We start from the raw sequence: 25,286 nt of genomic DNA, 5'->3' as shown, positions 1-25,286 counted from the left end.
CACTTAAATGAATTCCACTCGATAGGTACGTTTCTCCAGTCCACTATTCTTGCGCATTTGAGCTTCAAGTCGGATCATTGTGTTCTCCTTCAGGGAGATGTCATCTCCGAAAGCACTGTCTCTGAAGATGATCTTGGTCGGCATCGGTTCGATCGCGGCGATTTTGTTGATCATTTCCTCAGTGATCGTCTCTTCAAGGCATACAACAACTGTATCTGCAAAGATGTATGTCCGTCTTCCGATGTTAGACAGTTGCTCAACAGTAGTGGAGAGCGGAATGTCTCTGTGACGCAACAGAATCTCGTAGACAACATCAATGTCTGTGAAGCCTGGGTTGAAGTCCAGTGTGTCTTTATCGGTCATTGTCATGTCGTAATCAAGAATGTCCGACATGATTGCTTCACTAAACCAACGTATGTTGGTATCGGCAACCTTGAAGACTTTGAAGCCGATATCGAGATTTTCAATGTGTGAAAATTCTTTCTTTACTTGTTCACCCGCTCTACGAATACGCTCCTTACTTAAATCACTAATTGTTTTGAAACCTGCTCTATAATAATCTGAGTTAATGTCTATTGGCTCAGCGATTTGAACCATAATAAAATTTCTGCTAGTCCCTTCTTGTGCATTTAAATCCATAACTGCGTGAGCCGTTGATGACGAACCTGCAAAGAAATCCAAGATAAGATCATTATCATCCGTACTCATCTTAATTAACTCTTGAATTAAAGCTATTGGCTTTTTCCCACCGCGGAAGTCAACTTCTCCCTCATGTCTAATGTTTCCGAACTTTGCCGCATAATCATAAAAATTGACTATTGGCTTGTATTTAGTTGACCCTCCAGTTTCAATCTCTTCGCGTCTCTCCAATGGTACTCCTGAATAAAACTTACCTTTAGTAGCACCCTCACGTTTAGGACCTGTAAAATAGCGATATCCTAAGCCATCTTCACCAATGCCATTTACCTTATAGAGAGTGCCAAGACCGTCAATTGAAACTCTTGAAGAAAGATATTTGTCGAAATACTTACCAGATGCATTCCCAGTTAACACAGTTCCGCTCGCCCAAGTTTCTTTCAGTCCATCAATATTAGGTTCAACTTCTACTATCTCATATTCTCCGTCTTTGAATATTGTAACTTCTCGACCGCCAATTGATGCCGTTGTACCTTTAGCTTTCTCGATGATTTTGTATTTAAATTTATCAAGGGTATAAGCTTCTGAAGGCCTATTGGGAATAAAACCTCCTTTGGAATATACGTAAACTTGCTCAATTAACTTCTGAAAATAGTCCTTCTCTGTTAACGATTTATTTGAATATCGAACTTGCAAATAAAACGTTTCCACATGATTCTCTTCTCCAAATATCTCATCACACACTTTTTTCAAGCTAGCTGCTTCGTTGTCGTCAATACTGATAAATATAACCCCATCATCTGTTAGTAGTTCTTTGGCAATTTTGAGACGGGGGTAAATCATATTCAGCCAATTGGAATGGTATTTCCCATTGCTTTTTTGGTTTATAACCAATCTATTTCCATCAGAATCAATATCCCCTTCCTCAATCGCAATGTCTTTGTCAGCTTTTGTAAAGTTGTCTTTGTAAATAAAGTCTTTCCCTGTATTGTATGGAGGATCAATATAGATCATTTTGATGCTATTAAAATAGTTATTACGTAGTAACTTCAATACTTCCAGGTTATCCCCTTCAATGTATAAATTTTGGGTTGATTCAGGGTCCTTGCTTTCCTCAGATACGAACTTCAGCGTCTTGCCCACAATATCACTGTTAGCAATGCGCTTTGCATCTGTTTTCCCAGCCCAATTAAGCTCATATCGTTCTTCAGCATCTACGTATTGCCCTAGTTCTGCTAGTAAAGATGAGAAATCGACAACTCCGTCCTTCACGGCAGAAGGAAACAGTTCGGCAAGCTGATCACCGAACTTCTCTTGGAACTTCGCTTTGTTCGCCTTAATTGGATCGAAAATTTCTTTGGATACCTTGCTATATTCCACGTATTACTCCTCCTGTTAATTGGTTACGAATTGAGATAATTGGTTATAGATGATCTTCATTTCGGTATTGTATTTGGCCTGTTCTGAGACAGTTTTGGCTGCCTTTTTCTCCTTTTGGAGTTGTATGATTCGCTTGTAATAATTGAAGAGATGAAGGACATCAGTAACATTGTACCAAGTGTTTGAAACTAACAGTTCTCTACTGCCAGACCATGTCAATGAATGCGCAATGATATACAACTTGGTCATTAGCTCCATATACAAAGTCATTTTGTTTGCCTTATTCTTCAGTTTATCGAAGGCCGCATACTCATTCATTTGAGATACAACTTCATCCATTAGATGGGATGAACTGATCCCAGTTAAGAAGGAATCCTCGATTACAACCTGCGAACGATCCTGAAGGTTAAGCCTCTTGTGCGCAAAAGAGTATGTCTCCATCCCCTTAATATCACAGCATCGGACTACACACAAAGGTTTTACGAGCTTCTGCATGGTCTCACATACGAAAGAAGCATCCTTTAACGATTTCAACTGAACATCAAAGAAAAGGATTGCCTGGCAATCATATTGATCGTTAATCAGAGATGGGATTGACTCACCAGCTATCTGATATGCCAGCTTTATGCTTTCCACACAATCCTTGAACCGCTTCTTTTCCTTTGGCAGCAAGTCAGAAGTCATAAACGTGCTGACTTGAATATCCTTGTCTATTGCGTACTCACTTGGGAGGCCAAGCATAGTTTCACCTCTATTCGACAACGAGGAATGAAATCAACTCAAAATCGTCGCTGCTCGTATTGGCAAACTCGTTGTTATAGCCACTAAAGTCAAAGATGGATATCTGAGCGTTTTTATCCTCTTCACCCTGAATCGCCTGAATGGCCTTGTTGAGAAGAGAGGAATACTTGGACATATTCTCGGCATTGCGTGTCTCTTTGTTGAACTTGTTGAATAATTCAGCAATAGGAACGCGCTTCTCGTAGCATAGTCTTCTAAATTCCTTGAGCGCTTCTCGTGCGTTCTTATTTCCGAAATGCACTTCCCCTGATTCTGTCATGTACATGATGTAGTAGGGGTATAATGAGCTCTCGTTATTCGGCTTGGACGTATCCGAATGATGCTTAAAACAAAAGATCGTGCCTTTCGTACCGCCATCTACGACGGAATAAATTCCTTTCGGCACTTGCTTAATCTCTGGATGCTCCTTGATATAACCCGCAAGCTCGTATAAGTAGTCGTTCATATTCAGGTCAGTCAAGGAGATATTGTCATTGAGGTCATCCATATCAACGACTTCCTGTTGTAAACGTTCAAGCTGCTTCTTCCTGAACATAAAGTCGTTCATCTCAGGAGATAACAGGTCTTCGTCCCCCGTTGAGGTTAAGTTGACCCCAAGCATCTTTCCCTTGACCCGCTGTTCGAGCTGCAGGTAGTCGTTCAGTTCAACATTAGGGAAGAAGTTGATCATCGCGATCTGTTGATTCTTGCTGCCGATCCGATCAACCCGTCCGAATCGCTGAATGAGAACAACAGGATTCCACTGAATATCGTAATTGATGACACAATCGCAATCCTGTAAATTTTGACCTTCAGAGATGCAATCCGTACCGATAAGAACATCGATTTGTTGTTCCCTCGGCAGCTCTTGACCTATTTTCGAACGTGGCGAGAAATGGCTGAGAACTTGATTAAATTCCGACAACCCTTTGATCGTCGATCTCGGATTACCCGATCCCGTTACACACGCGACATTTACACCATGTTTTGAACACTCTTCCGCGATAGAGTCATACAAGTAATTCGCTGTATCAGCGAATGCAGAGAAGATCAGTACCTTTCGGTTCCCTGGATTGTACGGCGTGTTCATTATTTTATTTGAAATGATCGTCTCAAGCTCTTTCAGCTTCGCATCTCTGCGGTTATTCAGAATGGTAAGAACATCCTCGTACAGACGGTCCAAGATACTTTTGTCGTAATACAAATCCTCTAGAAAATCAGCAGTGAGCAAATGCTCGACCTTAATCTCATATTTATAATCCAGTGTCGAGCCATCATCAAGCTCTTCCTCACCTTCGAGGGACACTTCTCCTGACTCATGGCGAGAAATCACATCAATATAGCTATCAATTCGAGCAATCAATCGCCTAATCGTTTCGCCGAATGAGTAGACGGAGCTCTCCAGTCTCTTAAACAAATTGAACCGATGAAGCTTGGCTGTGATGAGCTCGCGGCTTTCATGATAGAATAGCACTCGATCACCGCGTACCGTTCGATACTTCTCACGATAATAAGCCTTATGCTCCGAACGAATGTAGCTCATGGGCGAATATACCGCAAGCTTCAACGACTCAAGCACTTCATTTGTTTGACTGAAGTTCAGCAGTTCCTTCCTCTCATCAATGGCAGGATTATGTGTATCAGGCTTCAGCTTCTGCGGGAACTTCCCAACCTTGTCGCTGCCATAATACCCCGTAATGTGCTTTCTACTGCGGGAGATCGTAAGCATCTCAAGCAGCTTGAAGAAATCGGCAGGCAACCTATCGATTAGCGCGTTCTTGGAACGATTGTCAGATTCCAGCCAATCGTTCAATTCTTTTTGCGTTCTTCTAAGCAAGGAAGATACACTTGGGATACCTTGCTCCTCAAATGCATGGTCTTTATCCGTTGTGATAATGCTCAATTGGTTCTTGAGGTCTGTTAGTGAATTATTGACAGGCGTTGCCGACAACAAAAGCACCTTCGTATTCGACCCCTTCTTAATGACCTCATTCATCAAACGCTGATATCGAGTCTCATGCTCTTCATTTTCGATGCGATTGCGAAAGTTGTGCGATTCATCAATGACAACCAGATCGAACTTGCTCCAATCAACACGACTTAGGTCCATCCCGCTTCTGGACATGCCCTTTGTTCTGGAAAGATCGGTATGGAAGAGAATCTTATAGTTAAAACGATCATCAATGAACAGATTGTCTCGGTAAGGACTCTTGAACGAGTTCCAGTTATCATATAGCTTAGCGGGTGTAAGAACCAGAACATTGTCTTGTCGAAGCTCAAAGTACTTGATCACCGCTAGTGCTTCGAACGTTTTTCCAAGACCTACACTGTCTGCGATAATGCAGCCATTGTACTTGTTAATCTTTTGGATTGCGGAGACAACAGCATCCTTTTGGAAGTCGAACAAGCTGTTCCATATCTTGGTCTTCTTGAAGCTGATACTGTCTCGTTCGAAGCGATCTATGCCATTATCAAGCTGTGTACCAAACAACTCGTTCAATGTGAAATAGTATAGAAACTCAGGCGAATACTCCTTGTATACATAACTAAGACTTTGCAGAATTTGATCCTTGTAGTCTTCCGTATACTGATTGTTGTTCCAAAGAGCCTCGAACTTCATTTTATTATTCGATATTTGGGCGTTGTCCATCGAATTTGTAATGAATGTATCAAAATTAACACGCGGTAACGCGCCGCGCACAGCTTTTCTCGATAACTCCAGGGAAGAAGATCCTTGAATCTGAAATTCTTCATCAATGATAATCAGATTGCCCGTCACCAGTTGAGGCGTTCGGGTTTTTCGCACATTAACATGTTGCTTGATAAAGTCATACATGGACTTTGCCTTAACAAAATGCTTCAGCTTATTCTTCTCCGAAATCTCGTAGGGATTAAAAAACAAATCCGCGCTATTAAATGAAATCTCGAACTCCCTAGCAATTTCGCGTTCAGATGGAATATAAGCCATATCACGGATAATAAAATTTATCTGTTTCACATATTTCAGATGTTTAGAGAGTTCCGAAAAAACGGAAAGGGTCAACTTATCATTAATAATGTTGACGATACTGTCCTTCCTATTTTTTAATGTTTCATTTATTTTTGTTATTAAGTGTTCATTGGAATTAATTACCTCAATCATTTCCTATACACCTCATCCGCCACCACAACAAATGGCGCAGTACCGTTATCGAGTTTAGCTGTCGTTTCGAACAGGAAGCGTCCGTCTTTCGAATACTTGAGGCGCTGCAGCGTTTGCTGCAGTTCCTTCAGCGTTGTCCGCCCGTTGAATTCCCGCTCAAGCACATGAGCGATCCAATCGGTTTCATCCTTGATCCGCCGGTCATCCTCGCGAACGATAATGTGATTCATTGACCCAAGCAAATTGAACTTCCCGCTCTTGCGCAAACAATCGATGAACAGATCCTCGGTCCATTCCACTCCGTTATCCAACGTTGGGAAACGCTCCGGAGACCATAACGACTCAACCGTTACATAATATCGGGCTGTTGCTTCTTGTCTGTTCAATTGCTCAACGACATAATCCGTAAGAAGATTTTCCTTTTCGCTTGTCCAGCCGAACCGGCTCGCATGAATGTACTCGCCGAACTGTCCGCTTCGGTAATAATAAATGTTGGTACTGTTGGCTAGTGCGTTATCAAGTGTCGTTTCTCTGGCGCCCACTTCTTCCGTAACCCAATGGTAGACCAGCTCTCTAGGTACTTCCGCTTCCTGATCCGCGATATATTGCTCGACGATGGACTGAAGGGATAACTCTTCCAAAGGATGATCTTCGGATGCAACTAGCGGATATCTTACAAATTTGCAGTCCGACAAGTTTAACCCTTGCAACAGATCATATAAAAGATAGGAAGACCGAATCCCCATATAGTCGCATTGGGGTTTAACGGATTCGAATAGTCGGTTGACATGGATGACCCCCGTCTCGCTTAACAATACCTTCAACTCGCGAGTAATTGAAGCGAAATCTTCTTCCACGTAAGGATAAAATTCACGAAGTCCGACAACGCCGAGATCGACGCTAATAAAATCCGAATCGGTTGACATCGAAAACTCCAACGTGAACTTTTTCCATCCTCTCTTCCGGATGAACTCCTCCCTTAATGCCTCTAAGGTTTGAGGTTCCTGACGTTCGCGCATGAATGCCTTAATGAGCTCGGCGTTGCTTAGCTGAAAGGCATCGTCCTTATGCCATATATGCGGGAATTTATTAGGCGCCAGCCCGTCCGAACCATACTTGCGCAGCATCGAATACAGCGCGTATTCATTCGGAACGTTAGCGTCAACAAGACGATCTTTGAACATTTGGAACAACCGTCCAACCGAGATTGGACTTCTTTTTTCCAACATTTGAAGCGCAAGCTCCGAAACTTCGCGAATCAATTCAGGCTTCACATTAACGAAGGATGAATGGATATAGGTTCCTCTTCCCCACAAATAAGCGGCATCCGAAAACTCATCTCTTGTACATACGGATGTAAACTCACGCTCGTTCACAAATTCGTCGGGAACAATCCGGTTCGCTTCATCCTTCAACTCACTCGCCCGTTTATATACCTCGACTCCGTTCGGGTATTGGCGCAATACCATTTCCACGATATCCGCTTTCGTCGAAGCCGCAAGCAGGTATTTACCATCATTTGTAGCTTTTAAATGCTCCTTAGCCATTTGCATTGCTAGTTTTACAGGGAGCTCAAACTTTTGTTCTGAGATAAGCTCCTCAAGCTGATCGTTTGTTACAAGGTTTCCTCTTAACTGTTCCCGAATAAAGAGTCGGACTTTCTCTTGCTCCGCTTCTACTTCTTCCTCTGTCTTCGTGGTCCACCAACCGTAGTTCTCCAAATATATTAATCCTTCGGATTCCTCGACGACCTGTTCAATTAAGCCATATTCAAATTTCTCGTGAATGTCAAGATAATAGTAATAATAATTTCCATTCTGCCGGCAGGTACTCTTGAGCAAGTTATCAAACGACACGACATCCGGGTGAAATTGCCGCAATTGTTTTTTAATAATCTGCCTAACGCGTTCTCTGGTCAATCCAAAATGTTGACCTAAAGATTCTAAGGTAGCTTTGCGTCCTTCTCTTCTTTCGGTCCATCGCATATGCAACATTTGCAAATTGCGATTATTTGCAATATTATGTTCGGTTATCTTGTCCGACCATGCCGCTACCACGTTATCGATTGAAAGAGATATTCTCTGTTCAACCGGCATCGTTATCCATTCCGACTCTTGTTGCTTCTCCAAGCGGAATACGTGCAATCGCTTCTTCAATTGTTCTATAAACTTGCTGATCGCCATTCGGCCTACGCCATCCAGAACCAGCAGTTTATCCAATCGTGTCGGTAAATCCCCGACCTGAGCCCATCCCTGCGCAGCTATGCCTCGCATTAATTTAGTCACCATTGGAAAGTGCTCGATCCCCAGCCTCATAGCGCAATCTTCCGGATCGAGTTCGATTACAACATCTTGCCAAATGATTTTGCCGCTTTCTGCCGCCCGTTTATTCTCATCTTTTTCAATAAGGGCTGCTTTCGAATTGAAATCGGACTTCGTATCGCCATGCACTATTCGATTTATATAATCCGACAACTGGGTAAACATTTTATTCACCGATCCGGGACCAACTCCAGGTATAAGCGGAATCAATTCCGACAAGTCGGAAGGCAATTCTCTAACTAACGCGATCTGGCAATGGCTGTTCAATCTGGATAGAAGCGCTGAACAACCGTAGATAGGCATACTATCAATTTCTGTATCCATCAACGATTCCGGAATTTCCAGTGCACGGCCTTGAAAATGTAGAACTAACGGTTGCTCCATACGATCCTTTTCGAGTACCGTTTCTCCGTTTTCCGAAAGTGTATATGGTTCAAGAGCCTGAATCGCATCGTCATACCGGCCTCTTAATAACCATTCTAACGACGATAGCGGAATACCGTTTAATTGATCCGTCGAGCGTACACCGAATCGTTCTAACGATCTGGAAATATCAAGAGGGAAAATGTTGCTCAACCGAAGACCTGATTTCAGGTTATCTATCGCTCCACCATCCGACGTGCGATCGAGTTTTATAAATCTGCTCAACTCTCCCCGAAATTCAAATCCATAAAACCATAACTGAACGAGAACATCGTGCAATAGTTTAGGTTCCTTTCGGTACAATTCCTTTAACCGTTCTTCCGTCCAATCCTGAAAACATGCAACGCCTAGCTGCTCAGAGATTTCGCTTAATCTGCTGGGCCGGTAATCCTCTAACTGCTTAAAACGAATCGCATCCGGAACAACGACCCCATTACGGGAAAAATCAGCCTGTTGAGCAGGTTCGTTCACCGAATACGGCTCTTCCAACAAGTCGTAGCTTTCACGATCAGAGTCTAAACTCACGGAGATAGCGTGTCGACTACGCGCTGCAGTTTCCTCTTCAATATGTTCAATTTCTCCTTTTACTTCCTTAAAAGAGAAGGACAAGTCATTCCAATCAATATTTTGATGAATAGACTTCATAATCGGTGTAAAAGGCATGTGTTTCAAATTCATCTCTTCTTTGATGAAGGTTGCCGCAGCCTTGATGGAAGGAAACTGACCTTGCAAAATACCATTTTTGTACCAATATACAGTTTTGCCATTGCGGCCTTCGGAAGTTTGATTTATATTCTTTAATTCAGATTGCGGTGTTACCAAACTGTCAATGCGAACCCAGCGTTTAACCGAAGGATCCTTGCCCATCAGAAACCATGCCGGTTTACGCTTCGTCGATTGGCTTCCGTTGCGCGCAAAACGGAAATAAAATCCGAATGGTTTCAAGGCAAACAATTTGTCTTTCAGTTCCCAGCCGCCAATAATCCACAAAGCCCCTCCGTTAGCGCGCTTGTCCAATATTTGCAGCGATAAAGTTTGCAAATAATCGGCGATTTCCATCTGCGAATTGTTACCGCGCGCTTCCGCTCCAGCTGCGCTTTCTTCTATAGCCGCTTCCTGGATCGTTGTAGATTTATCCGATTCAACATCGGATTTCTTCTCTTTCTGGGCCCACTCTTCAATGTTACCTGCAAAACGGTCTAACATCCCCTGAATTTCGCGGAACTTCTCGTCAATTGATGTCAGAAGCTTACCGGATAACTGATCCTCTATTAATTTTTGGAGCGTTTCGTTAAGCTCTTCGCTTGTTGAAGAATCATTTTTGGTATCGACATGTTGAGCCGGCTTTACCGGTATCTCATATGCAGGAATTTCCAACGAATGGGGGCCATACGTTTCCGCAAACCAAGCACTGAGTTCAAACATTTGACGATGTGCCGTTAAAGCAATATCGATCGGTATTTCCTTAGCCTCATGCACGGCCGAATTCCCATTCATTCGAAGCCATTCCAAACTTGAACGAATATCCGAATTGATAATTCCCCGTCTTTCAAGAAGCTGGATACGCTCAATTTGCTTAATCGAATATACCGGTTCAATTCCTTCCGTTCGAGCTACTAGCGTCGCTAATTGTTCCGCGAATAAACGGCCATTAATTAACAGCGATCTGGGATTCGTCCATAATAATTGTTCCGCCTGTTCAGCAAGCGTGGCCAGATCCGGTTGAAACGATTGCAATATCTGATAAGAAGAGGACACTTGTTTACCCCCTTAATTCTGCTGAATACTAATATATAGTTCGGATGTGACAGCATACTGCCAGCAAACGTATGTTCCGAACTATGTTCCGAACATAAAAATACCGTTTTCCGCCTTCATAAAGGCAAAAAAACGGTAAATTTTATTGTCTCATTGTTTTTTTGCGCTTTATGACTGATACTTTAGCAGTATAACTTCATCCCTACTATCATTCGACATTTTCCTACTTTTCTCCTCCTACGCAGGTATGTACATATTTCACTTTTTTTCCTTTTTCAAATCGTTTCTCGTTTAGGTTCAATACCCGTCTTGCTTAAGGTTGCGCACAGTGTTTTAAGAAGCTCGTCCTTTGCTAAATCCAAATTATCCGAGGCAATGTCAACGTGAATCGCGTAAATACGGATAATTTCAGACCCGTTCGTAATTCGATAGGAAGCCAGCGGATTATCCTTGCTCTGGTTGCCGCGGAATTTCGGATAAACGAGACAAAGTTGATTGCATTGGTACCGGACGGCGTAGGCTAACAGTTGGTATACGTCCGATTCGGACAATCGGACTTCAGAATCCGAAATCGGATTTTTGTATTTGGCGTCAACGATCATACGGATGTTGGAACTCGCTTCGTCCCGAATCACAATATCGGGTTTCAACAAAAAGGTCTTACTGCCGTCGTCCAAAAAATATTGAGGTTTCTGATAAGTTACCCTCAGCCCTTCGGATGACAACCCTTCTTGCAGCCACTGATACAACAAATACTCGAACAGCTGGTTTAACGGCACAAGAAAGGTAAAAGTGCGTTCATCCCCTTGGTGCATGCCGGGTTGGCGATTATAATAAAACAGCTTGGCGAGTTGGAATACGGGGCGATAAGCTTCATTTAACCGGCTAAAACGAACTTGCCGAAACAACGTCTCCGTTAGCCGGATAGTCGAGATGTCTTCTAGCAAAGTTATCGCCGTATTGAGTTTCTTCTTATTATCTTCGTTTCTCGCCAACGTCCGGAGTGAAAGCATTGTCGCCTTAAAAATCTGGTTCAGCAAATTGTTGTCGGTAAATTCCTGATACTGAACATAATGCTTATGTTTAAAGGCACCGTTCCTTAACAATTGCTGCTGAAACAATATTCGCCCTTTAATCATTGTCACGTTGTCTTCCATCTCTTCATATTGCCGATGGATTTGTTTATGGTACAGCTCCAAAAACCTCTTAATAAACAAATAGATGAAAATTTCCAGCAAATCTCCATTCATGCTGGCAATAACTTGCGGATCGGGCACATCCTTAACCGACAAATATCCGCTGGAAACAAGCAATCGGAATAACATTCCGACTGCCCGCTGCTTTTCGTCTTCTGTGTCCCCCGTCAATGCAACGTCATCGTAAATTTTAGGTAAAATTTGAATTTGCAGAGAAGGAGTTGCTATGAAGCCGACATATTTGCGCAACAACAAGCGACCATCCGCGCTTAGGACAAGATTTTGTCTACCCCACAAAGACTCCAGAGATAACAATTCCTTTCTTTGCTTGTCCGTTAGATCATGTTGCGAGTAGCGGTCTTCAAAAACCGTCAATGTGCGAAGCATTATAATTCCATTCCTTTATATATGGCTATTAACGCTTGTTCAAATTCGGAAACCTTCTCTGCGCCTGAGGGCAACGTACTCAGGAACCGAATACTTCCGGTTTTATCTATAAACTTCGAACCGACAACGGATTGCATGGCTGTAACGTCATTGTAGAAATACTCGGCAATTAGCGGCAAAATTTTATAGTACCAGCTCTTAAACAAATCATCGATTGTAAGAACGTCCATCAGGTAAGCGTGACCGATCCGATGATCCCGATCCAGCTTGTCCGCTATTTTCTCATTGATGCTTCTCAGCAGCTTCGAAAGCTCGACCGCCCCGACCTTCGTCGTATTCTTATCGAATACGGAGTAGTCCGGTTCCACCTCAATGAAAGCGAAGCGCCTCCTGAGAGCGGTATCCAGCATGGCGATTGAACGGTCGGACGTATTCATCGTCCCGATAATGTACAAATTCCTCGGCAATGTGAAAGGCTTCTTAGAATAAGGTAAAATAACGCTGACCGTCTGCCGCTTGTCTTTTTCGATCAAGGTCATCAATTCTCCAAAAATTTTCGAGATATTGCCGCGATTAATCTCATCGATAATCAAATAATACGGCTCTTGCTTGACCGATTGCTTCTTCGTGATCGTTCCGGGTTCGTTAGAAGCGCCAAGGAGCTTATGGACATCGGACATCTGAATTCTTGGAAGCTCATAAATCGTCTTCAATGTTAGACGGATACCGCCGTTGATATCGGAAATATCCGCAGGCTCCTCGAATTCTTTCAGCCAGGTCACCTTGCGAGCATGAGGGTAGGAGCGATTCCGCAAATAAATATAATCTCCCGTAATAACTCCAATATCACGAATCGTCCATGGACCGTCATAAATGAATACGATGTCGCCTTTATTCATTTGGCTAATGAAAGTTTCCAACGTGTTGGCGTCCATCGTCGGATTCTGACCTTCCTCGCCTCTTTCGGCTTTCAACATCGAGTAAATATCCTCGTAGCTCTTGTTGGACAAGTCATGCCCGTCAAGCCAATTCACGGCGATATATCCTTCTTGCTTGCATTGTTTATAGATCTGATCGTCATTGCGCGGTCCAAGAGAAACTTTCCACACTCTCGAATTCGACCGGATGAACTCCGCGCCCTTTATGCCAAACTGTTGCGATTCCGCCTTAATGATCTGGGCGGATGCCGCTTCGACTATTTGCTTCAGAACGCCAGATTCCACTTTATAACGGATGTCGCCGCTGTCCGTATTTTGTTTCTCGTCTCCATCGATTTGAGGCCGTATGCCTTCAATGAATTCCTCATAAGAGTAGGATTGGTGGAACGTGATGAATCGAACCCGTTCATCCTTCTCGACCTGAGAGAAAGAAACGTACCGTTTGTGGAACTTATATTCAAATGCTTCAATGATGTGTTTGACGGCAAACGTTTTGCCTGTTCCGGGCGGCCCGTACAAGATAAGATTCGGATTGAAATCGAGAAGATCCGCGAACGTTTCATAGTGTTCATAAAGCTCGGGCATTTCCGGCTCCTCCCCCTCACGGGCTGAATTGCCGCCTAGTGAAACATTTAGCTTCGCTTCTTTTTCCGCATTGGATTTTGGCGTTTTTCGCCGGCCAACTAACACATTATCATACAACCGTATCGGGTTGTTGACGGCAAAGTAACCGCGTTGTTCAAGTTCGACCAGTACCGTCCTCAAATAGTTTCTTTTGTTGGGGGCTTCTTCTTCTGCGAATTCAAGCAGCTCGTGCAAAGTATATCTTTCGTTCTCTGGATTTCTGTCCTCATAAAGCTTGCGCAGCGCCGAATAAGGCTGCGAGCGCCCATCCTTCCATTCCAGAAATTCGATGATTCTGGCTTCCTCAAGATTATTGATGACAATTAAGACGTCGTGCTCCTTTAAAGGAATATCTTGCGTACTGAGCACGATGTAAAAATGACGTTCCGCAGCAAACGAAAGCTTGTCCCATTGCTCAAACGGAAACAAAGAAGTCGTCTCGATGGGAAAGAAGCCATAACCCAATGTCGATTTATTAATCTTGTTTAGAAGGTTAATATCAACGTGAAAGTAAGGGCTTTTTATAAATTGCGACACCGGGATCGGTTGCGGAAAAGAAATAACTTCATCGAACAAAACGACCCGCGGATCGTTCGGATTGGTCGGATTAGCCTTATTCCCGTATTCTCTTACCTTCCATAAAGAGATGACATTGGAGTTGGTGACAACAAACACATAATCTCCGGCCCGGATTCCTCCATACCACGAATTCCCTTCTGCTCCTGCAGCATAGTATTTCTCTTGGATTTGCTGCGGCTTTTTGCTATCGAATTTACCGAAAAAGATTCTGCTCATCTTATTGCTCCTTTTAAAAACGCTCTGATAGCTAGGACTAATGCTCCCAAACACACGTTCGAGACAACCTGTTGTCACTTGGCTAGGGTATACTTGCCTTAATCCAGCGGGAAGGGGTTGCTCCCATGCAATACATTGTCTTCGATCTTGAATTTACCGTTCAACGTAAACAGCAATGGTTATCCGAAATTATTGAGATCGGCGCAATCAAGCTGCATGAAGATGATTGCGGTCAGCTTGAATGGGCGGATCTGTTCCATACCTGTATCAAACCGACACGCAATCCTGTCTTGTCCAAACTTACTACCGATTTCACCGGTATCACGCAGGAACAGGTGAACTCCGCGCCATACATAGGCGAAGCGATTAAGTCGTTCCGGGAATGGCTAGGAAACGAGCCTTATTACCTGTGTGCCTGGGGACCGGACGACAAGCATCACCTGGTAAACGAATGCCGTGCTTATCGGCTGGACTGCGACTGGATACAAAACTATAATGACATTCAGCTGCAGTTCACCCGTATGCAAGGCAAAGACTACGGCCACCGAATTGGCCTCGCCAAAGCGCTTGCGCTGCTGGACATCCCTTTCTTGGGCAAGCCGCATAATGCTTTAGACGACGCTTTCAATACAGCGAAGCTGTTTAAACATATCTTCCGTCAGCTCACTTTCGAGCATAACAACGCTGCCCATGACAGTGTTTACACAACCGAGCTCGTATTTACTACCGGTGAAGAAAGCAACAGGCCGTTTCAACAGCTGGCCTCGTTGTTGGGAATGGCCTTGTAAAAGCTCAAGGCGGAGCCTTTCAAACAAGCTCTACCCGTAAAGCTCCGCCCACTCCTTCAACTGCGCTCTCAAACCTTCTCTCACCGACTTCGGCTCCAAGATTTCGGCGTTCGGGCCGTATTGGAGCACCCACTTCATGAATTCCTTCTCGTTATTCACCGTTACTTCGAACAGAAGGCTGCCGTCCTTCAAATCTTTCATTCGGGGATGGACGAACAGTTCCTCCTCTTTAATATATCGGGCGACCTCCGGGCTGAAACGCACCTTGAACGTTACGTTTTTATCCCCACGCTCGATGGACCAGGTGTTTTTCAAATATTGCTTAATGTTGAAATCGCCTTTCTCGTAAGAACGGTTCGTAACCTCCACATGCTGAAAACGGCTGATCCGGAACGTGCGGATCGCCTCCTTCAAATGGCAGTACCCGATTAAATAAAAGCGCTGGTCGCGCGGTACTAAATAATATGGATCGATATTCCGCTCCGTCGTTTCGTCGCGGTATTGCGTATGGTAAACGGTATGGATCGTCTTTTGCTCCAAAATGGCTTTAATAATCGGCTCAAGAAAGTTCGGGCTTTCCTGCCGGTAAGCCGGCGATCCCATCTGGATAATATCCGTAATGTTCTGAATAATGCTTGCCTGCTTCGACTTTTCTTTGAAATGGGTAGCCATGACTTTGTCATAAGCGGTTTCAAAACCCGGAGGAAGCTTGTCTTTATCGACGACGGAAGGCAGCAAGGAGAAAACGAGCGCTTCCTGCTCCGTAAAATTGAGAGGAAACTGCGAGAACTTGCCCATAAACCGGTAGCCCGTGCCTTTGCCTTCATTGGTGATGGGCGCGATCGAATCCAGCAGCCTCAAATCCCGGTAGATCGTGCGGACGTCCACGTCGCATTTGAAAGCAAGATCGGCCGCAGATATCCCCGGATTGGCTTGAATCGCATTCATGATGCTAAAAATACGGATAATTTTGTCGATCATGATGATATTCTCCTTATTAGTTCATGGTTCAATTTTCCTATAATAAATTTATTCGGTTAATCCTTAAGAACTCCTCCTTTATTCATAGGACAAATTGAATCTTTATCCTCAATTACACTACTTTTAAATATGATTTCTGCCAGTTGTTCATGCGGCAAGCTGCTTAAATGCCGGAAACCCATCTGCTCCAGCACTTTTCTTAAATCTATTTCAATTTTGCTATTACCTCTTTTCATAGATTCCGCACTCCTTTTCCCTGTTATGACATTAGCTTAACGAAGGCAAAAGATAGCTTCTTGTCATAGAACGCATGTTTGGGATAATTTAGGAGTATTTCAATATAAATAACAAACGAAACTACCGGTATCCCCGATAGCTTCGTTAAAATTCGATAGTAGACACATGCTTTTTTTCTCCGGCACTAACCATCACCAATCCGCCAGAGAAACAATTCCCTTCAACTTTTCCTTTCGTTCGCCTATTCCCATCTTGCCCCAACCCCCATCTCCATGTTACAGTAGGTGGAAATATTTTCTGGGAGCTGATTGCATGGCTACGCCTTCTATCGACCCGTTGTTATTGGCGTTTCCCGAAAGCTTGGAGAGCGAGCGGCTGTTGATCCGTGCGCCGTTATGGGGCGACGGTCCGGCTGTCAACGAAGCCGTGGCGGAAAGCATCGAGCAACTGCAGCCTTGGATGCCGTGGGCGCAGCGCGTTCCGACCGTCGAACAATCCGAGCTCGATATGCGGCGGTCACGGCTCTTGTTTCTGGAACGCAAAGATCTCAGGCTGGTCCTCGTTCACAAAGAAACCGGCCGAATTGCGGGCAGCAGCGGCCTGCATCGAATCGATTGGCAATCGCGCAGCTTCGAAATCGGCTATTGGATTCGCACTTCCTTCGCCGGGCAAGGATACATGACCGAAGCGGTACATGCGATCACGAGCTTCGCTATCCGGGAATTAGAGGCAAACCGCGTAGAAATTCGGTGCGATTCCCGCAATGTGCGAAGCGCGCGGGTGGCCGAGCGTGCGGGCTTCGTCCTGGAAGGCATTCTGCGCAAAAAATCATGCGCCGTCGACGGCTCGCTCCGAGATACGATGGTGTTCTCGAAAGTCCGCGGGTCCGAGTTTTAGTTGAGCGGTTCACACCGGCGCCTGAAGCGCCCGGCGGCGCATTTCGGCGGAATATCGTACTTGATTAACGGTATCGCTTGCTAGCCGATCGTCGATACGATATTCCCGTCCTCGTCTTTAATATAGGTTTTGACAATTTGAACCGTCATTCCGCTAAAGGAAGAAAGCTCGATCACGCCTTCCTTCGGCCGCAGCTTCCGGGACAACTCGGCGGCGCCGGCATCGTCGAGCTTGATCCGCACACCGCCCTCCCTTTCGTCTTCGAAGCCCGTTTTCGCCCCCGGCTCCAGGACGACCCGAAGATCCGGCCCTGCCATCGTAAGCGATTTTCCTTTCCTAATACGGCCTGCCAGCAGTTTGCCGACGATCCCGGCCTGCTTCGCCCCCAATTGCAGCGCCGCCGGGGTTTTGCCGAACAGACGCTTCTTGCCCGGGTCCCAGCCCAATTGATCCACATATAAAAAACCGGTGTTGGAACCGTCCCGTTCCGCCCCTCTACCTACCGTTTCAACAATTGCAGGCACCTCCATCAAGGAAGCCCGCGCCAGATCCGTAATGTAACGGGGCATGCGTTCCTCGCAAGCTTGGAGTACGCCGAGCGTATGCCATATTTGCATCGCTTCCAGCTCGCAGCCCGTAATGCCGACCATTTGCAGAAATTGTACCCGCCCGTTCGGCGTGTCCGCTGCCGGAAGCTCGGGGTCCAGAACAAAGGCCAGCGCCGTCAGCTTCGTATCGGATCCAAGACAGATCGGACCGTTAGCATCCAAGTAATCGCCCGACTGAAAAACGTTCCCGCTTCCAAACACATATCTCCCCATATTTTGCAGCAGATTCAGCGCCCAGGCCGGCGGTTCTTCTTCCGTCTGCTCGCGTCCAAGCCGAAAGGTCAGTTCAAAACCGTAGCCGCTGTTCTCAGCATCGTCCGATTCCTTGTCGTACAGCTCCGAAAATCCGAACGTAACGAAATGCCAATGAGGAAAAGGCTCCTCCGCCTTGTATGCGCTGATGCCGTCGAGCGGATCGGGGCCTCCGAGCCTATACGGAATAAGCGTGCCGTAATGCTTCGGCTCCTGGTCTCCGTAAAGCTTGGTCACGGCCGTTTCAATAGCGTCCCATCCGGTCGTTTTTGCTTCTTCGTTCATCGCTGTTCCTCCCCATTGCTGCGTATGTCAATCATTCCTGAGCATGAATCTATGTCGTAAATATCGTGCAAAATCAATTTGACGAAACCCGCTCTTCCCCGACAATAACGTTGCTGTACCGGAACACAAGAGCGTTGTACGTGCCGCCTTCTTTCATCTCTTCCTTCTCGGAGAACACCTCGTAAACCTCGCCGTCGGCCGTCTTGATTTTATCGCCGCCACGGGTCGGATCCCACCGTTCGGCTACGGTAACCGTTCGCTCGGCAGGTCCTGCTGCCATGTCCAGTATCCCGACAACCAGCATGAACGCCGCATACAGCACCAGAAGTGCAATAAAAGCCCCCAAAATCCAGACGACCTTCGACTTGTCCCCTCGTCCTTTGATCTTGACGCTGTACGCCAACGGCACGAATATGCTGAAAAATAACAGCGCCGCGCAGCCCATGCTGATCTGCGTCCATATCACGGTGCGGACGATCGAATCGTACATCGCAAACACCGCCGCCGTGCACAAGAGCCACACCAGAACGATGCCGATGCGGGCGGCGTTCCGTTTTCTCCGGTACCACCTCCGTCCGCCGCCGGCTTCCGTTCGGATGACCGTATCCCCGTTTAAGTTCGACATTCCTTCTCCCCCTCTTATCGTCTAAGTGCCTCGTAACAAACGTCATGCCCAAGGGCTATATCTATACCGCCTGCTGTCCTCGGTATAACGCCTTCCTACCTTATGACTTCAAAACTGCTCAGCTATGGAAAAGCTCTCTATATAGCGAACGGGCGACTGAAGCCATTCGAGCAGCGACGGGTTCGACTTGCGAAGCAGGACGAGCGCTTTCTTCAAATCCCAGCCGTTTATATCCAGCATGCCGCCGGCCGGACGCTCGATGACGTCTTTGGGCTCGAATATCGACAAAGGCCCCCTTCTTCCCGTTCGATTCGCTCCAGTTCCTCAGCGATTTGCCGTCTTTCCTCGGACATGACGCTCACCTCCTGTTTGCGATGATGTCCACCCATTCGTAGCATTTTTGCAGCTCTTCATCTGTAACAAGCTCCGACCGGTGCTCAAACCACGCTAAAACCTTTACCAATACTATCCTACAACGCATCCAAGGACGCAAATCCGATTTGCATCCCCGTTTCACAGCTTGATAAAAGCGAAATGACCGTGTAACATCAAACCCAATACTTCACCCTTGTGATGAAACGGAGGGCGGGAATACGAATGAAATCCACCGAGCATTATTTGAATTTCTTGCTGTCGCTCGAGGAGAAGCCGGGCAAAGGCGAGACCGTACCGATCACGATCGACCGATTGACGGATATTCTTCATTGTACGCCCCGCAACGTCAAGCTCATTTTGCGCAAGCTGTCGGATGACGGGTTTATCGAATGGCGGGCCGGGAGAGGCTGGGGGAATCCGTCGCGGATGACCCTTCTGAAAGATTTGTCCGAGGCGGCGGACCTTTACTTTCATGAGCTGCTGGACAAGGACAAAATGAAAGAAGCGATGGATCTGCTTTACCGTCAAAACTTGCCCGAGCCCGAGCGCAACAAGCTTCGCGAGCTGCTCGACCAACGGTTCGGTTTTCAAGTGGAACGGGTGAGCTCCGCTACCGTGGACGTTCTGCGGGTCACGATCGGACGTAAGCCGGCCCTGCTCGATCCGGCCTTCGTATCCACCTCGGGCGAAGTTTTTTTCCTTCAGCAGCTATGCGACACGCTCGTTACGTTCGACCCCCGGGAGAAGAAGTACCTTCCTGCCCTTGCCCATGCTTGGGAAAGCAATGAGGACGGAAGCAGATGGACGTTTTATTTGCGCAAAGGCGTCCGCTTCCATCACGGCAAGCCGCTTACATCCAAGGATGTGCTGTATACGCTGCAGCGGCTTCGGGATGTCCGTTCCCCTTCGCGCTGGCAATACGAGCAGATCGAACGGGCCGAGATCGTGTCCGACCATGCGATCACCTTTTATCTTCGGCAGCCGAATCGTTTGTTTCTTCATTTTTTCGGTTCGTATTATATGTCGATTCTCCCCCACGACGTTGAATTTTCGGAACGAGGCATCGTCGGAACGGGACCGTTTCGCATGGCCGAATTTACGGATCAGGTTCTCGTTATGGAGGCATATGAGGATTACTTCAAGGAAAGAGCCCTGCTGGACCGGGTCGAATTGTGGTTTGTCCCCGAAGGCGTTCCGAACCCGAACGACCGGTACCATCTCCCGAATCTGGACGATGCCGGGCAAGATCGCGAAAGCGGCGAAATCGAATATTTGCTGAACGGCTGCCAAGTGGTTTATTTCAATTTTAGAAAAAAAGGCATTCATCATCATCCTTCCTTCCGCAAAGCAATGAGGCTTCTATATGATCGGCTTGCGATCGCAAAGGAATTAAACGATGATCGGATCGTGCCGGCGAACAGCTTTATGCCCGATAAGAGCAAGCATGCCGAGCATCGGGAAGCCTCGCTTGAAGAAGCGCAGGCGTATCTTCGGGAAAGCGGGTATGCCGGCGAAACGCTGAAGCTTTATTATTGGGACCGCAAGGACAATCTGGAGGGGGCCAAGTGGCTGCAGCGGCGCTCCGAATCGATCGGGCTGCGTTTATCGCTTCATCCCATTGCCATTGCCGACTTTTATTCGACGGATGCGGACGAAGAAGCCGATCTGCTGGTCATCTGCGAGACGCTGGAGGATGACACGGATTGGGGATACCTTCGATTGTTCCAGGATGAGGCGAGCTTCCTGCATCGTTTGTTGGGCCGCGAGCAGCACGAGTGGCTGAAGGAGCACATCCGCGAATTCGTTCAGCTTCCGTCGCCGGAACAACGGGATGAGATACTTGACCGGATCGAGCAGAAATTCCGGGACGAAGATTGGGTTATATTCGGCTACCATATGAAAAAGGTTTCGAGTTACCATCCGGCGTTAAACGGAGTGTCGATAGATTCGTTCGGATGGATCGATTTCTCGAAGCTATGGATCAAGCAGGAGGCATCGGTTCAAAAGTTGGATAATACTGGTTAAGCTGTGGTATAATCGTTGTCAAAATAGAACGAGTAGGTGATAGAGCCGTGAACAGCAATCTATCTATCGATAAACAAAGAGAAATTGCCGCAACGCCACAGACGGTTTGGAATGTCCTTACCAATCCCGAATCGATCCAACAATGGTTAGGCGTTACAATCCATACCGATTGGCATATCGGCAGCCCGATTACGTTCTCGTTTACATGGGACGGCAAACCCTTCGAAGATAAGGGTCACATTTTGGAATTCGAGGACCAAACGGCTTTTGCCTACGACTACTGGAGCGGCTTCTCGGGCACCGAAGATCGTCCCGAAAACTACTCCGTCATTAAGTTTAGGCTGGCTGCTCATAACGGACAGACCACGCTCCAATTAAAACATAGCAACTTTGCCAACCCGGCCATGTACGAGCACTCGGATAAAAACTGGGAAGAAACGTTGGACGTCATCAAAAAACTGGCGGAACAACAAGAGTAATAGAATGCACAAAAAGGAGCGGGAAACACCCGCTCCTTTCTCATTCAGCCGACAACCCTAACCGGTTCATGACTCAAACAGCTGCAGAATCGATTGTGGATTCTGGTTGCTGTGCGCAAGCATCGCTTGAGCCGTTTGCGTGAGGATGCCCGATTTCGTGACCTCCATCATCTCTTTGGCCATGTCCGCATCGCGGATGCGGGATTCGGCCGCCGTTAAATTTTCGGCATATTGATCGACGTTGTTCATCGTATGCTCGAGACGGTTTTGCAGCGCTCCGTAAACCGACCGGTAATTCGTAACCCTCGCTAAAGCGCCGTCGGTCCGAGCCAGCGAATTTTCCGGAACGGCCGGCGGCAGGATGCCGATATTCGTAATCCCCAAACCGTCGGCCTTCACATTGTATAACGGAATGGAAATAAACTGGTTTTCGGCATCCCCCGTCTGAATGTCGAGCTTCGGAGGGATGTAGTCGATGTCCTTAATATCGGTCGTAACGGTTTCCACAATGGAATCGATTTCCGTCGTCGTTTGATTTTTAATAAGATAGACGTCTTTCTTAAAATTAAAATTGCCTAGCGAAATGCCGAATTCCGCCACGGCGCCGTCATCCAGACCGGCGATTTCCCACGAGGGCGTAATGCCGTCGGCCGTAGAGCCGGACATCAACGCTGCGCCTCCGGTCGTCAAGGAATCCGGCTTCGCGTAGCTTCCTCCGCTTAGGAACGAAAAGTTATAATCCACCAGATCGTTGGACAATTCAAAAACGGTGCCCGAATCCGGTATTTCCGTGTTTGATGCGGTGCCGCCTACCGGTACTCCGCTGGAGGACGATATCGTATACGCACCGTTGTATTCGGGCTGAAATACGGCGCTGAATCTGATTTGTTTGCCATCTATGCCGGATTGATTCCGGACCTTAAACTCCGCTTTAAACCCCGACCCGTCCGACGACATGATCTTTTCGACCTGAATGCCGTCTTTTTCATAAACAGCCGATATCGTGTCCGCAGTCACGCTTGATCCGATCAGCGTAAACTCGTTAAGGGTATGCGAGACGCCGTCGATTTCAACAGCCGTATACCGGTCTTCGAATCCGCCGAAATCCGGATATTGCCCTACAATCGTGCCGTTCGGGATAAGCGTCGTCTGAAAAAACACGTTGTTTATCGTGTTAGACTTCACATCCAGCTCTTTGAACCTTGGATCGGTAACCAGCGTTCGTTCGTATGAACGTTCGGTTGTAGCCGTGGTCTCCGTATGAGTATGTACGTTTTTCTCATAATCGTTATACCCTTGCCTGCCGTCCGTCGAGGTTATCGGCGTCATACGGGCGTCGGTCGTATACGTATCGCTCACGGTCGTCCCCGTGTCGGACGATTGAACGGTCAGCGGAACTTCGGTCGTTCCGATCGGGAAAAAGTACGTATACTGCTCAAGATCGGTAACCGTCGGCGGAAAAGGTCCCGATGTCGTCACTTCCACCGTATGGCTCGAACGGTCCGCCAGAATTTGATAATCATCCCTTGCGAGCAGGTTGATCGTATTAAAGTCCGTCCCCTTCGCAATGCTGTCGATCGCTTCCGTAAGCTGATGGATTTCCTGCTCGATATTCCGTTTATCTTCGTAGGTATACGTTCCATTCATGCCTTGAACGATCAATTCCCGCTGCCGGTGAATCATATCCGTGATTTGCTGGAAAGCGCCGTCCGCCGTCTGAACGACCGAGACGCCGTCTTGAATATTGCGGTGCGCTTGATTGAGTCCCCGGATTTGCCCTCTCATCTTCTCCGATATGGCCAGTCCGGCCGCATCGTCCGCGGCCTTGTTAATCCGTTGGCCGGAGGACAGCTTTTCCATCGAGGAACCGGTGCTTTTATTATTTTTGTTAAGCCGGTTATAAGCATTTAAGGCCGCTATGTTATGAGTTATTCTCAAATCCATTCACCCGCTACTAAAGTCCTATATAAAGGTTTATCGGCAAATTCATCCAGAAAGTTTACCCCACACGCACTTCATTTCCAATTGGTTGCATTCGCGTTCCCGGCCAAGTTTTCGATGACGCGTTTGACGGCCGACGGATATTCCCGCTCCGGAATATGAATGGCCGGCTTACCGTAAAGAAGAAGAGAATCATTTGAGAATACCGAACCACGTGATAAATTTCTAGTTTGAGGAAACATATCCTCATCAAAGGCGTTTATATATACTGAAAACATTAAAGTTCAGATGAGGTGAAATATGAAGTTATTAGACGGTCTCTAGCTTCCCGTAAGGAGGTTAGAGAATCTAATGAGTAGAAGTATAAAAAAATCACCGGTTTTGACCGATCACCACACACCCGGAACTCGCTGGAGCAAGTGGCAAGCCAACAAAGCGGTTCGCCGCTTTAGAGGTGATATTCAACACGGCAAATGGTACCGAAAATTGTATTGTTCCTGGAATATTTGCGACTACCGTTCTTTCAAAACCAAGCAGCAAGCGATACACGAATGGGAAACATCCCGTTGGCTGAGGGATAGATTAACTCAAGCAGAAGCCATTAAAGATTGGGAAAAGCTTTATAAAAGAAAATAAGAACAAGCGTCGGTCAGGGAAGCCCGGCGCTTGGGTATTTGAACAAATCTCCACCCTCCCCTAACCAAACATCTCCAACCTTAACGCTATAAACGGTATCTTCCCCCATACTGAATTTCACAGTTTCGACCTTATGCGCTTTCTTTTGAATAGCTTCTATATCCTTCTCCGTCATATATCCCAATCTTTTGTCTTCCAGTAATTCGGAGAGCAAATATTGAGTTGAATCAACGGCAAGTTCCCATTTAAATAGTTGAAGCGAAGTTATATTCCCATAGCGAACGCAAGGAAATGCTTTTTTATTGTTGCTTTTCTCAAAGGTTTGATCGTAGAAATTTAAGCATTCACGGAATGCGACAACAATCTGTGACTGAATAAAATTTGGATCATAAAGCCAGATTTTCAGATAGAACGGTTCATTTAATTGCTTCATCCGTTGATACCAAGCTTGGTACACCTCTAACATGGCCTCAACTATTAATCGCGAATACCAAATCGGAGGATTACGTCTTTTCAACCTATAGAACGGGTCAATCCATACCTTTACATAGTCCCTATGGTTGCGGCATAACCCTTCAAGGTCCAGATTAATATGACGAAATTTCCATTGTTCAATTTGCTTAATTCTACGCTTCCAACCGCGAATTTTCTTTTTGTTAGAGAGTGGATTTGCCATACCGTTTCCCCTTAAAAGGATATTTAAGCTGATTATCTAATTATGATTATTAAGAAATGCTCGTTCTTCGTATGTAATTAAAAACCCTTCCGGTCTAGGAA

At 46.2% G+C, this 25,286-nt stretch carries 17 protein-coding genes and 1 pseudogene; 5 read left to right on the top strand and 13 right to left on the bottom strand.

Annotation, left to right across the window (positions count from 1 at the left end):
- Positions 1 to 3: 3 nt before the first annotated feature.
- The 6 genes from ACFSW5_RS16540 to ACFSW5_RS16515 form a co-directional block, all read right to left on the bottom strand.
- Positions 4 to 2,016 (bottom strand): site-specific DNA-methyltransferase, encoded by a 2,013-nt coding sequence (locus ACFSW5_RS16540; RefSeq protein ID WP_379275321.1) that lies wholly within the window; start codon positions 2,014 to 2,016, stop codon positions 4 to 6.
- Between the two features lie 15 nt (positions 2,017 to 2,031).
- A complete protein-coding gene (locus tag ACFSW5_RS16535; RefSeq protein WP_379275319.1) occupies positions 2,032 to 2,757 on the bottom strand; it encodes a DUF4391 domain-containing protein in 726 nt (241 codons plus the stop codon).
- Positions 2,758 to 2,767: 10 nt separating this feature from the next.
- On the bottom strand, positions 2,768 to 5,938 hold the full coding sequence (locus tag ACFSW5_RS16530) for a helicase-related protein (RefSeq protein ID WP_379275317.1): 3,171 nt from the start codon (positions 5,936 to 5,938) through the stop codon (positions 2,768 to 2,770).
- Positions 5,935 to 10,440, bottom strand: a complete 4,506-nt coding sequence (locus ACFSW5_RS16525) for a sigma factor-like helix-turn-helix DNA-binding protein (RefSeq protein WP_379275314.1) — start codon at positions 10,438 to 10,440, stop codon at positions 5,935 to 5,937. The genes ACFSW5_RS16530 and ACFSW5_RS16525 overlap by 4 nt, the downstream gene beginning before the upstream one ends.
- A gap of 275 nt (positions 10,441 to 10,715) precedes the next feature.
- On the bottom strand, positions 10,716 to 12,023 hold the full coding sequence (locus ACFSW5_RS16520; protein ID WP_379275311.1) for an McrC family protein: 1,308 nt from the start codon (positions 12,021 to 12,023) through the stop codon (positions 10,716 to 10,718).
- Positions 12,023 to 14,458, bottom strand: coding sequence for an AAA family ATPase (locus tag ACFSW5_RS16515; RefSeq protein WP_379275309.1), 2,436 nt, complete (start codon positions 14,456 to 14,458; stop codon positions 12,023 to 12,025). The genes ACFSW5_RS16520 and ACFSW5_RS16515 overlap by 1 nt, the downstream gene beginning before the upstream one ends.
- Positions 14,459 to 14,505: 47 nt before the next feature.
- Between ACFSW5_RS16515 and ACFSW5_RS16510 the strand changes: the two genes are divergently transcribed.
- Positions 14,506 to 15,168 carry an exonuclease domain-containing protein gene (locus tag ACFSW5_RS16510; RefSeq protein WP_379275307.1) on the top strand — a complete coding sequence of 221 codons (663 nt, stop codon included), beginning with the start codon at positions 14,506 to 14,508 and terminating at the stop codon, positions 15,166 to 15,168.
- Between the two features lie 30 nt (positions 15,169 to 15,198).
- Here the strand turns inward: ACFSW5_RS16510 and ACFSW5_RS16505 are convergent, their stop codons facing one another.
- Together ACFSW5_RS16505 and ACFSW5_RS16500 are read right to left on the bottom strand one after the other, a co-directional pair.
- On the bottom strand, positions 15,199 to 16,149 hold the full coding sequence (locus ACFSW5_RS16505) for a helix-turn-helix transcriptional regulator (RefSeq protein WP_379275304.1): 951 nt from the start codon (positions 16,147 to 16,149) through the stop codon (positions 15,199 to 15,201).
- Positions 16,150 to 16,205: 56 nt separating this feature from the next.
- Positions 16,206 to 16,385 carry a hypothetical protein gene (locus ACFSW5_RS16500; RefSeq protein ID WP_379275302.1) on the bottom strand — a complete coding sequence of 60 codons (180 nt, stop codon included), beginning with the start codon at positions 16,383 to 16,385 and terminating at the stop codon, positions 16,206 to 16,208.
- Positions 16,386 to 16,698: 313 nt separating this feature from the next.
- On the opposite strand from ACFSW5_RS16500, the gene ACFSW5_RS16495 reads away from it, so the two are divergent.
- Complete coding sequence (locus ACFSW5_RS16495; protein WP_379275300.1) at positions 16,699 to 17,283, top strand: GNAT family N-acetyltransferase; 585 nt, start codon at positions 16,699 to 16,701, stop codon at positions 17,281 to 17,283.
- Between the two features lie 80 nt (positions 17,284 to 17,363).
- Here ACFSW5_RS16495 and ACFSW5_RS16490 read toward each other — a convergent pair whose 3' ends face one another.
- From ACFSW5_RS16490 to ACFSW5_RS16480, 3 genes and pseudogenes are all read right to left on the bottom strand, one after another.
- The gene (locus ACFSW5_RS16490; RefSeq protein WP_379275298.1) at positions 17,364 to 18,428 is read right to left on the bottom strand and encodes a suppressor of fused domain protein; all 1,065 of its coding nucleotides are present in this window, start codon (positions 18,426 to 18,428) and stop codon (positions 17,364 to 17,366) included.
- Positions 18,429 to 18,501: 73 nt separating this feature from the next.
- The gene (locus ACFSW5_RS16485) at positions 18,502 to 19,053 is read right to left on the bottom strand and encodes a hypothetical protein (protein WP_379275296.1); all 552 of its coding nucleotides are present in this window, start codon (positions 19,051 to 19,053) and stop codon (positions 18,502 to 18,504) included.
- A gap of 114 nt (positions 19,054 to 19,167) precedes the next feature.
- Positions 19,168 to 19,341: pseudogene (locus ACFSW5_RS16480) on the bottom strand (DNA polymerase beta superfamily protein); the annotation flags it as partial.
- A gap of 309 nt (positions 19,342 to 19,650) precedes the next feature.
- Between ACFSW5_RS16480 and ACFSW5_RS16475 the strand changes: the two are divergent.
- Both ACFSW5_RS16475 and ACFSW5_RS16470 read left to right on the top strand, forming a co-directional pair.
- Positions 19,651 to 21,453: an SgrR family transcriptional regulator gene (locus ACFSW5_RS16475; protein ID WP_379275294.1), complete on the top strand. Its 1,803-nt coding sequence runs from the start codon at positions 19,651 to 19,653 to the stop codon at positions 21,451 to 21,453.
- A gap of 47 nt (positions 21,454 to 21,500) precedes the next feature.
- A complete protein-coding gene (locus ACFSW5_RS16470) occupies positions 21,501 to 21,932 on the top strand; it encodes an SRPBCC family protein (RefSeq protein ID WP_379275291.1) in 432 nt (143 codons plus the stop codon).
- A 66-nt stretch (positions 21,933 to 21,998) separates the two neighbouring features.
- Here ACFSW5_RS16470 and ACFSW5_RS16465 read toward each other — a convergent pair whose 3' ends face one another.
- Positions 21,999 to 23,876 (bottom strand): flagellin N-terminal helical domain-containing protein, encoded by a 1,878-nt coding sequence (locus ACFSW5_RS16465; RefSeq protein ID WP_379275289.1) that lies wholly within the window; start codon positions 23,874 to 23,876, stop codon positions 21,999 to 22,001.
- A 348-nt stretch (positions 23,877 to 24,224) separates the two neighbouring features.
- On the opposite strand from ACFSW5_RS16465, the gene ACFSW5_RS16460 reads away from it, so the two are divergent.
- Positions 24,225 to 24,509 carry a hypothetical protein gene (locus ACFSW5_RS16460; RefSeq protein WP_379275286.1) on the top strand — a complete coding sequence of 95 codons (285 nt, stop codon included), beginning with the start codon at positions 24,225 to 24,227 and terminating at the stop codon, positions 24,507 to 24,509.
- Between the two features lie 13 nt (positions 24,510 to 24,522).
- Here ACFSW5_RS16460 and ACFSW5_RS16455 read toward each other — a convergent pair whose 3' ends face one another.
- The gene (locus ACFSW5_RS16455) at positions 24,523 to 25,185 is read right to left on the bottom strand and encodes a hypothetical protein (protein WP_379275284.1); all 663 of its coding nucleotides are present in this window, start codon (positions 25,183 to 25,185) and stop codon (positions 24,523 to 24,525) included.
- Between the last annotated feature and the right edge of the window lie 101 nt (positions 25,186 to 25,286).

Source organism: Paenibacillus thailandensis, assembly GCF_042685365.1.
Classification (GTDB): Bacteria; Bacillota; Bacilli; order Paenibacillales; family Paenibacillaceae; genus Paenibacillus_AP; species Paenibacillus_AP thailandensis.
This window is presented reverse-complemented; position numbering and strand designations above follow the sequence as displayed.

Excerpts from the sequence above, each read along its gene's own strand:
- ACFSW5_RS16510 (WP_379275307.1), top strand. The coding sequence starts at position 14,506 with ATGCAATACATTGTCTTCGATCTTGAATTTACCGTTCAACGTAAACAG.
- ACFSW5_RS16455 (WP_379275284.1), bottom strand. The coding sequence starts at position 25,185 with ATGGCAAATCCACTCTCTAACAAAAAGAAAATTCGCGGTTGGAAGCGT.
- ACFSW5_RS16520 (WP_379275311.1), bottom strand. The coding sequence starts at position 12,023 with ATGCTTCGCACATTGACGGTTTTTGAAGACCGCTACTCGCAACATGAT.
- ACFSW5_RS16460 (WP_379275286.1), top strand. The coding sequence starts at position 24,225 with ATGAGTAGAAGTATAAAAAAATCACCGGTTTTGACCGATCACCACACA.
- ACFSW5_RS16530 (WP_379275317.1), bottom strand. The coding sequence starts at position 5,938 with ATGATTGAGGTAATTAATTCCAATGAACACTTAATAACAAAAATAAAT.
- ACFSW5_RS16495 (WP_379275300.1), top strand. The coding sequence starts at position 16,699 with ATGGCTACGCCTTCTATCGACCCGTTGTTATTGGCGTTTCCCGAAAGC.
- ACFSW5_RS16500 (WP_379275302.1), bottom strand. The coding sequence starts at position 16,385 with ATGAAAAGAGGTAATAGCAAAATTGAAATAGATTTAAGAAAAGTGCTG.
- ACFSW5_RS16485 (WP_379275296.1), bottom strand. The coding sequence starts at position 19,053 with ATGTCGAACTTAAACGGGGATACGGTCATCCGAACGGAAGCCGGCGGC.
- ACFSW5_RS16475 (WP_379275294.1), top strand. The coding sequence starts at position 19,651 with ATGAAATCCACCGAGCATTATTTGAATTTCTTGCTGTCGCTCGAGGAG.
- ACFSW5_RS16490 (WP_379275298.1), bottom strand. The coding sequence starts at position 18,428 with ATGAACGAAGAAGCAAAAACGACCGGATGGGACGCTATTGAAACGGCC.
- ACFSW5_RS16535 (WP_379275319.1), bottom strand. The coding sequence starts at position 2,757 with ATGCTTGGCCTCCCAAGTGAGTACGCAATAGACAAGGATATTCAAGTC.
- ACFSW5_RS16465 (WP_379275289.1), bottom strand. The coding sequence starts at position 23,876 with ATGGATTTGAGAATAACTCATAACATAGCGGCCTTAAATGCTTATAAC.
- ACFSW5_RS16505 (WP_379275304.1), bottom strand. The coding sequence starts at position 16,149 with ATGATCGACAAAATTATCCGTATTTTTAGCATCATGAATGCGATTCAA.